We start from the raw sequence: 11909 nt of genomic DNA on the forward strand, positions 1-11909 counted from the left end.
CGTCAGCGGTGAGTGGAGGAACGCCCCGATGAACACAGCAGCGGACACCGGCCGGGAGTTCTGGCGCGGTGTGCTCACAGCAGGCGGATTCACCGCGGTCCCCCGCTGGACCGCGGACCCGTCGCCCGGCCTCGGTACGCACGAGGCGGACTTCCCCGCCGACCTGGTCGCGGCCCTGGGCCGGCTCACCGCCGAACTGGGCGTGCCCCTCGGCTCGATCCTGCTGGCCGCCCACGCCAAGGTGCTGGCCGCGCTCTCGGGCGAGCGGGACGTCACCACCGGCTGGGTCGCCGGCGAGGGCGCGTCGCCGCTGCCCTGCCGGCTGACCGCCCGGCACGCGACCTGGCGGTCCCTGGCACAGGACGCGCACCGCGCCGCGTCCGAGGCGGCCGCGCACCAGGACGTCGACCTCGACGCCCTGCGCCGCGAACTCGGGCTCGCGGGGCCCCCGTACGAGACCGTCCTCGACCCCACCGGTGACGGGTCCGCGGCCGTCCTGCACCGGACCACCGTGCTGTGGACCGGTGTCACGGGGCAGGGAACGCCCCGTGGGCTGCGGCTGCGCTACCGCACCGATGTGCTGGACGCGGACAGCGCGGCCCGGATCGCGGGCTACCACCTGGCCGCGCTGCGGCTGATGGCCGAAGGGCCCGACGCCGAGCACGGCCGGCAGAGCCTGCTCGCCCCCGCCGAACTCCGCCTGCAACTGGAGGAGATGGTGGGACCGCGCCGGGAGCTGCCCCGTCGCCCCTTCCACGAGCTCTTCGAGGAGCGGGCCCGCGCGCACCCGGACGCCGTCGCCGCCGTCCACGGCGACCGGCAGTGGACCTACCGGGAGCTCAACGCGCGCGCCAACCGGCTGGGCCGGGCCCTGCTCTCGCGCGGCCTGCGCCGGGAGGGCGTGGTCGCGGTGGTGACGGCCCGGAACCTGGACTGGATGGCCACCGTGCTGGCGATCCTCAAGGCCGGCGGTGTCTACCTGCCCGTCGAGCCGCACTTCCCCGCCGAGCGCATCGCCGCCGTGCTCTCCCGCGCCGGCAGCACGCTGGTGGTGACCGAGCCCGGCAGCACCGCCACGCTCGACGAGGCGCTGCCCGCCCTGCCCGGGGTCCGCAAGATGCTCGTCGGAACCGCGTACGAGGAGGACCACGCCGGCGGCGACCTCGGTGTCCCGGTCACGCCGGACCAGCTCGCGTACATCTACTTCACCTCCGGCTCCACCGGTGAGCCCAAGGGCGCGATGTGCGAGCACGCCGGCTTCCTGAACCACCTGCTGGCCAAGATCGAGGACCTGGGGATCACCGAGGGGCGGACGGTCGCCCAGACCGCGCCGCAGTGCTTCGACATCTCGCTGTGGCAGCTGGTCGCCGCCCTGCTGACCGGCGGCCGCACCCTCATCGTCGAACAGGACGTGATCCTCGACGCGGACCGGTTCCTCGACCGGATCGCCGAAGGCCGGGTCGCGGTGCTCCAGGTCGTGCCGTCGTACCTGGAGGTCGTGCTGTCCGCGCTCGAACGCCGGCCGCGCGACCTGCCGGACCTGCGCTGTGTGTCGGTCACCGGCGAGGCGCTGAAGAAGGAGCTGACGCAGCGCTGGTTCGCGGCGCGGCCCGGGGTCGCGCTGGTCAACGCGTACGGCCTGACGGAGACCTCGGACGACACCAACCACGCCGTCATGCACCGGCCGCCGGACACCGACTGGGTGCCCCTCGGCCCGCCCGTCCGCAATGTGGACGTGTACGTCGTCGACGAGCACCTGTCCCCCGTGCCGCTCGGCGCCCCCGGCATGATCGTCTTCTCGGGGGTCTGCGTGGGCCGCGGCTACGTCAACGACCCCGAGCGCACCCGGCAGTCGTTCCTGGAGGACCCGCACCACCCGGGCCGCCGGCTCTACCGGGCGGGCGACCACGGCCGCTGGCACCCGGGCGGCACCCTGGAGTTCCTGGGACGCCAGGACAGCCAGGTCAAGGTGCGCGGCTTCCGCATCGAGATCGGCGAGATCGAGAACGCCCTGGTGCGGGTGCCCGGTGTCCGCGACGGCGCGGTGGTGGTCGTGGACGGGGCGGACGGCGGCGCGCGGCTTGTGGCCTTCCACAGCGGCCCGGGGCCGGTCGAACCGGCCACCGTGCGCGAGCGGCTGGGCAGGTCGCTGCCCGCGTACATGATCCCCTCGGCGTTCCACTGGCGCGCGACCCTGCCGCTCACGGCGAACAGCAAGATCGACCGCAAGGCGCTCACCGCGCTCGCCGGGGAACTGGACGTGCCCGACGACCAGCGCCACGCGCCCCGCACCCCCGACGAGCGGCGGCTGGCGGCCGCCTGGGCGGAGGTGCTCGGCGTCCCCGAGGACCGCGTCGACCGGCGCGACGACTTCTTCGAGCGCGGCGGCACCTCGCTGGCCGCCGTGCGCATGGCGATCCTGCTCGACCGTGCCGTCTCCCTGAAGGACGTCACCCGCCACCCGGTGCTCGCCGACCTGGCCGGGCTCCTGGGCGCGGGGGCCACCGGCGGCTCGGCCCGGCGCGCCGGCCTGCTGCAGCAGCTGAATCCGGGCGACCCGGCGCGCGCCGGTGTGCTGGTCTGCTTCCCGTACGCGGGCGGCAACGCGGTCAACTTCCAGCCGATGGCCAAGGCCCTGGGGAACGGTGGTCCCGCCGTCCTCGCGGTCGAACTGCCCGGCCACGACCCGGCGGCCGACGGCGAGCCGTTCGCCCCGATGACGCAGGTCGTCGAGCAGGTGGCCGAGGAGGTCGCCGGGCGCGGGCCCGGGCCGGTCATGCTGTGGGGCCACTCCTCCGGAGCCGCCTACGCGCTGGAGACCGCACGGCGGCTGCGCGAGCGCGGCGTGGAGGTCCACCGGGTGTTCCTCGCCGCGCAGTTGCTCGGTGACGCCGCCGGCCGCCGGGCCGAGATCGCCGAACTGACCGCGCTCGGCGACGCCGAGCTCGCGACAGTGCTCAGCGGGCACGGCGGCCACCCCGAACTCGGCGAACTCGACCCCGCGCGGGCGGGCCACGTCGCCGCCGCCTTCCGGCACGACTGCGTCTCGGCGCACCGCTACCTCGCCCACGCCCTGGAGAAGCCGTGGCCCGCCCGGCTCGCGGTGCCCGTCGTCGTGGTCGTCGCCGACGACGACCCGCGCACGGCGGACCACCGGCGCCGCTACCCCGAGTGGCGCCGGCTGGCCGCGCAGGTCGACCTGCACGAGATCGCGGGCGGCGGCCACTACTTCCTGCGCACCTGTCCCGAGGCGGCCGCGGCCGCCGTCCTGCGCGCCGTCCCCCTGCCGGCCACGCCGTGACCGGCATCCGAGAGGAGACCGACTTGTCGACCTCACCGTCCCCGCCCTCCCTGCTCGACCTGGAGCTGCGCCCGACAGCGCCGCCCCTGCTCCAGGCCCGTCCCGCCGAAGGCGCCGCCGCCTGGGCGGCCGCGCACCGCGACACGCTGCGCGGCGTCGTCGCCGAGCACGGCTCCGTCCTCGTCCGGGGTCTCGGGCTCCGCGACGCGGCCGGAACGGGCGCGGTCTTCGCCGGGCTCACCGGCGGCCTGATGACCGAACGGGAGTCCTTCGCCCCCCGGCAGTCCCACCCGGGCGGCGTCTACTCCTCGACCAAGTGGCCGCAGAACCAGGCCATGTGCATGCACCACGAACTGAGCTACACGCTGGAGTTCCCCGGCCTGATGATGTTCGCCTGCCTCCAGGCACCGGACGAGGGCGGCGCCACCGCCGTGGCCGACGCCGGTGCCGTACTGGACGCGCTGCCGGCCGAGCTGGTGCGGCGCTTCGAACGCGAGGGCTGGCTGCTCACCCGCAGCTACAACGACGAGATCGGCGCGACGGTCGCCGAGGCGTTCGGCACCGACGACCGCGCCGCGGTGGAGGCCTACTGCCGCGCCAACGCGATCGCGTTCGAGTGGCAGCCCGACGGCACGCTCCGCACGCGCCAGCGCCGCAGCGCGATCGTCACGCACCCGCGCACCGGCCGGCGCTGCTGGTTCAACCAGGTCGCGTTCCTCAACGAGTGGACGCTCGACCCCGAGGTCCGCGAGTACCTGCTGGACGTCTACGGCGCCGACGGCCTGCCGTTCAACACCCGCTTCGGCGGCGGCGACCCGGTCGGCGAGGACGTCGTGCGGCTGCTCAACGGCGTGTACGAGTCGCACACCGTGCGCGAGCCCTGGCACTCCGGCGACCTGCTGCTCGTCGACAACATCCGTACGGCGCACAGCCGGGAGCCCTTCCAGGGTCCGCGCGAGGTGCTGGTCGGCATGGCCGACGCGGTGCGCCTCGCCGACTGCGCCCCGACCGTGGAGGTGGGAGCCGGATGACCGCCCTCGACTCCGTCGCCCCCACGCCGGAACCGGCCGCGCCGCCCCACGGGCCGGCCGCGGTGCCGTCGTTCGCGGTGATCCCCGGCGGCCAGGTGCACCGGGCACTCCAGGGACGCGAGAACGAGATCACCGAACTGGTCGGCGCCGCCTACCGGCTGCACGGCGCGGGCGACTCGGTGAACCCGCCCTCGTACTTCCTGCGCTTCCCCGACCGGCCGGCCTCCCGCATCATCGCGCTGCCCGCCTCGATCGGCGGCGACCTGCGGGTCGACGGCCTGAAGTGGATCTCCAGCTTCCCGGAGAACGTGGCGGCGGGCATCCCGCGGGCGTCGGCCGTGCTGATCCTCAACGACCACGCCACCGGCTATCCGTTCGCCTGCCTGGAGAGCTCGATCATCAGCGCCACCCGGACGGCCGCGCTGGCGGCCCTCGCCGCCGACCGGCTCAGCCGGGGCCGGCCCCGCCCGGCGCGCGTGGGGTTCATCGGCACGGGCCTGATCGCCCGCTACGTGCACACCTATCTGGCCGGCACCGGCTGGGCGTTCGACGAGATCGGCGTGCACGACCTGTCCGCCGACAGCGCGGCGGGCTTCCAGGGCTACCTGGAGCAGTCGGGCGCGGCCGGACGCGTCACCCGGTACGACAGCGCGGAGCAGGTGATCCGCTCCAGCGACCTGGTGGTGTTCGCCACCGTCGCCGGCCGGCCGCACGTCTCCGAGCGGTCCTGGTTCGCCCACCACCCGGTGGTGCTGCACGTGTCGCTGCGCGACCTCGCGCCGGAGATCGTGCTCGACTCCTTCAACATCGTCGACGACGTCGAGCACTGCCTGAAGGCCGACACCTCTCCTCACCTGGCCGAACAGCTCACCGGAGGGCGGGACTTCCTGCACGGCACCCTCGACGACGTGCTGGCCGGACGGGTGGCGGTGCCGGCGGACCGCACGGTCGTCTTCTCGCCCTTCGGCCTCGGGGTGCTCGACCTCGCGGTCGGCAAGTTCGTCTACGACCAGGTGGTCCGCTCCGGGGAACTGACCGTCGTCGACGACTTCTTCCATGAGCTCAGGCGGTACGGATGAGGCGGTTCGCCCAGTGAGGAGGTCTATTCGCCACGCCGCGTAGAACAGTTCCCCGTGCAGATGAGGAGGCCGTCGTGCCGATCATTTCCGCCCCCCACGCCTTCAACGAGGCTGATCTCTATGTCGACCTGCGGCCGATCTTCGGGCGCTCGCTCTACCTGAAGTGCGAGGGTTTCAATTTCGCCGGCTCGATCAAGCTCAAAGCGGCCGTCGAGATGGTGGAGACAGCGGAGCGCGAGGGACTGCTCACCCCGGATTCGATCCTGGTCGAGTCGTCGTCCGGGAACCTGGGCGTGGCGCTGAGCATGATCGCGGCGAGCAAGGGCTACCGCTTCCTGTGCGTCACCGACTCGCGCTGCAACCTGTCCACCAGGCTGCTGATGGAGTCCCTGGGCAGCCAGGTGCACGTCATCGCCGGGCTGGACGCCAACGGCGGCTTCCTCGGGGCTCGGCTGGACTACGTCCGCGCGCTCTGCGCCTCCGACGACCGGTACGTCTGGCTCAGCCAGTACACCAATCCGGGCAACTGGCGGGCCCACTACCGCACGACGGCGCCGCAGATCGCCCGGCAGTTCCCCGAGCTGGACGTGCTCTTCGTCGGGGCCGGCACCACCGGCACCCTGATGGGCTGTGCGCGCTGGTTCCGGGAGTGGCACCGCCCGGTGCGCATCGTCGCGGTGGACAGCGTCGGCTCGATCACGTTCGGCGGGCCTCCGGGACGCCGGATGATCCCCGGTCTGGGGATGGGGGTGCGGCCGCCGCTGCTGGACGAGTCCTTCGTCGACGAGGTCGTCCTCGTCGAGGAGGCGGAGACGATCCGCACCTGCCACCGCATGGCCAGGAAGGGCTTCCTGTTCGGCGGTTCGACCGGGACGGTGGTCAGCGGCGCGATGGAGTGGTTCGGCCGGCAGGAGGCGCCCGACGGCCTGACCGCCGCCGCCATCGCCCCCGACCTCGGCGAGCGGTACCTCGACACCGTCTACCACACCAACTGGCTCCAGGCCCTCTACGGCGAGGACGTGCTCGACTCGGAGGAGTCGGCCGCCGGCGCCTGGATGGCCCCCCAGCCGCCGACGCTCTCCCCCGCGCCCGACCGCCGCCGCTACAACGGGGCGGGCCGGCGGAGCACCGACCAGGAGCGCCGGCCCGAGAACCGGGAGGCCGAGGCCTAGCCTTCGTCCCTCTCGTTGCTGACACGGCTGTCCAGCACCCCCGGCCCCCGGCCGGGGGTGCTCCGTGTGCGCGGCCACGGCTGAGCGGCCGGGCGCACCGCGTGGGCGCACGTGATCGGCGGCACGCCGCCACACCGCTTCTCCCCAGTACGCCTGCCGCGACCGCCGCTTCGGCGGCGCGATCCCCGACGGGCCGATGTCCGCCGAAGGTGGGGCGGCGGCCCCGCGGTGCGGATGGCGTCACCGGCCGGGCACAGGCGACGGCGGCCCGCGCGGCCCAGGGTCCGTTCCTGTCCGCCGTGCGCCGCCCGCCCCCGGACGGCAACCGCCCGTGGCGGGTGAATCCCCACCGACTCCCGGACGAACCCGCTCCGTCGGCCCGCGGGCGGTCCGATGCCCGCCGCCCTGCGTGCTTTCCCGGCGAGCGCGCGTGATGGTATGTCATGCGCATGACTCACCCTCGGAGAGACCGTCTCCGCTCCCCCCACCTTGCCCGCGCGTGCGCCGTGGCCGCCGCCCTCGCGGCGATCACCGTCCCCGCCCTCCCGCAGGCCTCCGGCGCCACCGCCGCCGTACCGAACGGCCAGCTGTACGTGCAGAGCGCCGTCAACGGCCTCAACGCGTCCGACAGCGGCGGCTCCGTGGCCCTGCACCGCCCCAAGGGCAACGAGGACCACCAGCAGTGGACGGCCGTGGCCGTACCCGGTGGTCACGAGCTGCGCAGCACCGACGACACGACCCACTGCCTCGGCCGCTCCGGCGCGCAGGCCGCGATCGTGGCGTGCGGCGGCACGAGCGCGGTGTGGCAGGTGACCGCCGCGGACCCGGGCACGTACGCCCTCGGCGTCCCCGGCACCGCCGACCGCCTCGCGCTCGGCGCCGCCCCGGCCGGCGGGGTGTACCCCGAGCTCCCGCAGATCGCCGCCGACGGCCCGCTCGCCCGCTGGTACCTGACCCCCGCACCGCTGCCGCGGGCCACGATGCCGTCCGCGGACCAGCGCACCCTCGACCAGGTCACCTTCCTGACCGCGCACAACGCCTACGCCAACGGCGTCGACGGCGGCTTCGCCCCGCCGTTCGTGAACTTCTTCCCCAATCAGTCGCGCGGCATCGTGCAGCAGCTCAACGACGGTGTGCGCGGCTTCATGATGGACATCCACCAGACCCCGGACGGCGCGATCCTGTGCCACGACAGCTGCACCCTGGTCAGCCGCCCGGTCGCGCTGTGGGTGGATGTCCAGCGCATGGTGGACTTCCTCAAGGCGCACCCCGGCCAGTTCGCCACCGTCTTCCTGGAGGACTACGTCTCCGCCGACGTGCTCCGCTCCGAACTCGCCCGCGTCAACGGCCTCCAGGACGTGCTGTACCGCCCCGACCAGGACGGCGTGCGCGAGCACGGCTGGCCGAGGACGGCCGATCTCGCCGCCCGCGGCAAGCAGTTGATGATCTTCACCGACCGCACCCGCGCCGCGGACTCCGGGGGCCTGACCCGCGACAGCTTCGGCGTGATGTACCAGCAGGAGTGGACCGTCGAGAACTACTGGTCGATGGGCTCGGGCCTGGGCGGTTCCGACTGGTCCTGCTACAGCCGCTGGTACGGCTCGGGGGTCAACGTGCCCCTCACCCACGAGGAACCCGCCTTCCACCCGCTCTACGTCATGAACCACTTCCGGGACGCGGCCATCGCCGGCACCGCCACCACCGACAACAGCAAGCTGCTCAACCGCGTCCAGAACTTCTGCGAGCCCGCCGCCCGCAAGAAGCCGAACTACGTGGCCGTGGACCGCTACGACCTGGGCTCGCCGCAGTCGGCGGTCGACCAGCTCAACAGCTACACGGTGGTGCCGTAGCCATGGGGAGGACTCATGTGCGCAGCCCCCTCCTCGCGGCGGCCGCCGCCCTCGCCACGCTCGTCGCACTGCTCACCCCGGCCGCGGCGGCGGCCCCCGTGCAGACACCGGCGGTGACCGCAGCCGCCGCACCCGCCACCTCGCTCGCCGCGTCGTGGACCCCGCCGCTCAGCACCCGGGGCCGCTGGATCGTCGACGCCGACGGCAACCGCTTCAAGCTCAGGTCCGGCAACTGGCACGGCGCCAGCGGCACCTGGAACGGCTCCGGCGACGTCGCCGACCCCGCGAACCACCACGCGGGCGAGGACTCCGGCCGCATGCCGCTCGGCCTGGACCGCGCCCCGATCGCCGAGATCCTCGCGGGCTTCGGCGAACTGGGCATCAACAGCGTCCGGCTGCCCTTCTCCGACGAGATGATCCACGACACCGTCCCCGTCACCGACGCCTCCGTCGCGGCCAATCCGCAACTGCGCGGCAGGACACCGCTGGAGGTGTACGACGCCGTCGTACGGGCGCTCACCGACGCGGGCTTCGCCGTGATCCTCAACAACCACACCAACACCACCCGCTGGTGCTGCGGCGTGGACGGCAACGAACGCTGGAACGCGTCGCAGTCCACCGCGGCCTGGGAGACCGACTGGCTGTTCATGGTGCGCCGCTACCGTGACAATCCCCGTGTCGTCGGCGCCGACCTGTACAACGAGGTCCGCCGCTCGGTCCTGGACGACCCCAACTGGGGTCTCGGCGACGACCACGACTGGTTCGCCGCCTCCCAGCACCTGGGCGATCGCATCCTCCAGGAGGCCGACCCCGACCTGCTGATCATCGTCGAGGGCATCAACTGGACCGGTCTGCCCATCGACGGCTTCCCCCACGACCGCCCGACGCTGGAACCCGTCCAGCGTCTGTCCCACACCCTCGTACGGTCCGGGAAGCTGGTGTACTCGGCGCACTTCTACGGCTACACCGGCCCCCGCCACAGCGGCGCCACCGGGATCGGCGAGACCCACGACCCGCGCTACAGCGACCTCTCCCGCGACGACCTGTACGCGGAGCTGCGCCGCCAGGCCTTCTACGTCCCCTCCACCCCCGACCAGCACTTCACCGCACCGCTGTGGATCAGCGAGTTCGGCGTCGGGGGCCGCGACGAGACCAGTGAGCGGACCCGCGCCTGGTTCGCGAACTTCACCGACTTCCTGATCGAGACCGACGCGGACTTCGCGTACTGGCCGCTCGTCGGCTGGCACGAGAACCGCCGGGGCAACGGCTGGGCCCTGCTCCACTGGGACGCGGCGGGCCACCGCATGGGCCTGTACGACGGCGACGACTGGCGCGCCGACGCGTGGACCCGGCTGATCACCGCCCCCGGGAGGACGGGCCATGTGGACCCCGTGCCGCGCTGGTCCATGCTCAGCCCCGACCACGGCGACTTCGTGCAGAGCCTGCGCCTGCGTGCCCGCCCCGACTGGGACTCCGGCGCCCGCAAGGCGGCGTGCCCCGACGACCAGCGGCTGGTGGGGGTGGCCCACACCGGCAACCGCGGGCTGTGCACCGACACCGGCGCGGGCGACCTGTGGGCCGCCTCCGGCGCGTACGAGGTGGTGACCGACGAACGGTATGTCGCATCCGGCGGCGACTGGGCCTCGGGGTACACCAAGTACCAATGTCCGCAAGGTGACTTCATGGTGGGCTACGCCGTCCGCGGCGCCGCCGTCTCCAGCGTGCTGTGCGCCGTCGCCCGTACCTCCCTCGGCGCGGGCGGCCGCACGGTGTGGTTCGACCGCGGCGACAACCGGCCCGCCTCCGCCAAGGGCGGCGACTTCGCGTACGGGAACTACAAGGGCCAGTGCGCGGACGGCGAGTACGCGGCCGGCCTCGCCTTCACCGGCCGTATCGGCTCCTCGCGCACACCCGACGCACTGTATTGCCGGTCCTTGACATAGCCCTGACCAGGAAGGGTCCCGGACCGCACGCGGTCCGGGACCCCCAACTCGTCGGCGCGCAGGGCGAACACACCCTATGATCACTCCGCCCCCGTGTCCGCTGCCTCCGCGCACGCCCTTGAGAAGCAGGCCCCCCGACCATGACAGCACCTCCCCGCAAGGCACCCCGGCCGCTCGCCCGGGCCGCACAGACGGCGATAGCCGCGGCCGCCGTCGCGGACGTCTTCCGCGCCCTGGAATTCCGCGAACACACCGTGCCTGACCTGGTGTCCCAGCAGGACGAGGCACCGCACGACCCGATCCTCGGCACGCAGATCTTCTTCTGGCTGATGACGTTGTCGGCCGTGCTCTTCCTGGTGTGGCTCGCCAGGGCCCGGCGCAACGCCCTGCATCTGTCCCCCGAGGCCGAGGTGCCCACCGGCGGCTGGGTGACCGGCGCGTGGTTCGTCCCCCTGGTCAACCTCTTCGTCCCGCTGCAGCACGTCCTGGCCATCGGGCGCGCGAGCTCCCCGGCGTGGGACAGGAAGCGCGACACGACACTGGCGGGCCTCTGGTGGGCGGGTTGGGTGGGGCACGGGCTCGCACTCACCGCGGTCGCCCAGATCTCCCCGGGGTCGATGGCCGGCCTCGTGGTCTCCGAGGTACTCATGGCGGCAGCGGCCGTGCTGCTGATCCTGGTCATCGAGCGCATCACGGCGCTCCAGTCCGCCGCGCTCTACCGCCCGGCTCCCGTCCCCACGCTCGCCGAGGTCTGAGCCATGCACTCCGGATATGACATAGTCCGCGTCTTCTGCGCACCCGACGGCGGCCTGGGCAACCGCGTCGCCGTCGTGCGCGACGAGGACGCCGCCGCCAACGAGGCCGAACGCGCCACTTTCGCCCGGCAGTCGGGCCTGCCCGAGACGGTCTTCGTCGATGACAGCGAGCGCGGGGTCGTCGACATCCGCATCCCCGGCAGCCGGCTCCCCTTCGCCGGCTCTGCCTCGCTCGCGGCCGCCTGGCTGCTGGATGCCCCCGAGCTGATCACCCCCGCCGGAGAGCTGGGCGTCCGGCTCGACGGGGAGTTCAACTGGGTCGAGGCCAGCCCCGAATGGGCCAGGAGCCGGACCCTGCGCCAGTACGCCTCGCCCCGCGAGGTCGACACGCTCCCCGTGCCGTCCCCCGGTGAATGGCTGTACGCCTGGGCCTGGGAGGACGAGGCCGCCGGCCGCGTCCGCGCCCGCGGCTTCCCGGGCCGTCCCGCGGGCCCCGCCGAGGTCGAGGCCTCCGGCTCCGCGGCCCTGCTGCTCACGGACCGGCTGAATCGTTCCCTCAACATCACGCAGGGCCGGGGCTCCCAGATCCTGACCGCCCCCCAGCCGCACGGAACGGTCGAACTCGGCGGCCGCGTCCGCCTCGACCGCGCCGTCCCCGGCAGCCGCCCCCGCCCCGCCATCACCCTCGGCACCTCCCCGTCCTCCCGGCGGCGCATCCACCTGCTCGACCTGTGACCGCGCCCCGCCCGCGCGAGCGGGCGGGCCGCACACGCCGCGC

General features: G+C 73.5%; 8 protein-coding genes. All 8 read left to right on the top strand.

What is annotated here, in order from left to right; translation table 11 throughout:
• Nucleotides 1-28 precede the first annotated feature (28 nt).
• The 8 genes from ABZ883_RS24375 (at nt 29) to ABZ883_RS24410 (ending at nt 11866) form a co-directional block, all read left to right on the top strand.
• Entirely contained in the window at nt 29-3301 is a 3273-nt protein-coding gene (locus tag ABZ883_RS24375) for an amino acid adenylation domain-containing protein (RefSeq protein WP_360909403.1), read from the top strand.
• Nucleotides 3302-3324: 23 nt separating this feature from the next.
• Nucleotides 3325-4332 carry a TauD/TfdA family dioxygenase gene (locus tag ABZ883_RS24380; protein WP_360909405.1) on the top strand — a complete coding sequence of 336 codons (1008 nt, stop codon included), beginning with the start codon at nt 3325-3327 and terminating at the stop codon, nt 4330-4332.
• Complete coding sequence (gene sbnB / locus ABZ883_RS24385; RefSeq protein ID WP_360909407.1) at nt 4329-5411, top strand: 2,3-diaminopropionate biosynthesis protein SbnB; 1083 nt, start codon at nt 4329-4331, stop codon at nt 5409-5411. The genes ABZ883_RS24380 and sbnB overlap by 4 nt, the downstream gene beginning before the upstream one ends.
• A 74-nt stretch (nt 5412-5485) precedes the next feature.
• Entirely contained in the window at nt 5486-6583 is a 1098-nt protein-coding gene (gene sbnA, locus ABZ883_RS24390) for a 2,3-diaminopropionate biosynthesis protein SbnA (protein WP_360909409.1), read from the top strand.
• Nucleotides 6584-7032: 449 nt separating this feature from the next.
• Nucleotides 7033-8433, top strand: a complete 1401-nt coding sequence (locus ABZ883_RS24395) for a PI-PLC domain-containing protein (protein WP_360909411.1) — start codon at nt 7033-7035, stop codon at nt 8431-8433.
• Between the two features lie 2 nt (nt 8434-8435).
• Complete coding sequence (locus ABZ883_RS24400) at nt 8436-10376, top strand: cellulase family glycosylhydrolase (protein WP_360909413.1); 1941 nt, start codon at nt 8436-8438, stop codon at nt 10374-10376.
• Nucleotides 10377-10516: 140 nt separating this feature from the next.
• Nucleotides 10517-11131: a DUF4328 domain-containing protein gene (locus ABZ883_RS24405; RefSeq protein WP_360909415.1), complete on the top strand. Its 615-nt coding sequence runs from the start codon at nt 10517-10519 to the stop codon at nt 11129-11131.
• A 3-nt stretch (nt 11132-11134) separates the two neighbouring features.
• Entirely contained in the window at nt 11135-11866 is a 732-nt protein-coding gene (locus ABZ883_RS24410; RefSeq protein WP_360909417.1) for a PhzF family phenazine biosynthesis protein, read from the top strand.
• Nucleotides 11867-11909 lie beyond the last annotated feature (43 nt).

The organism is Streptomyces sp. NPDC046977, assembly GCF_040644455.1.
Taxonomy (GTDB): domain Bacteria; phylum Actinomycetota; class Actinomycetes; order Streptomycetales; family Streptomycetaceae; genus Actinacidiphila.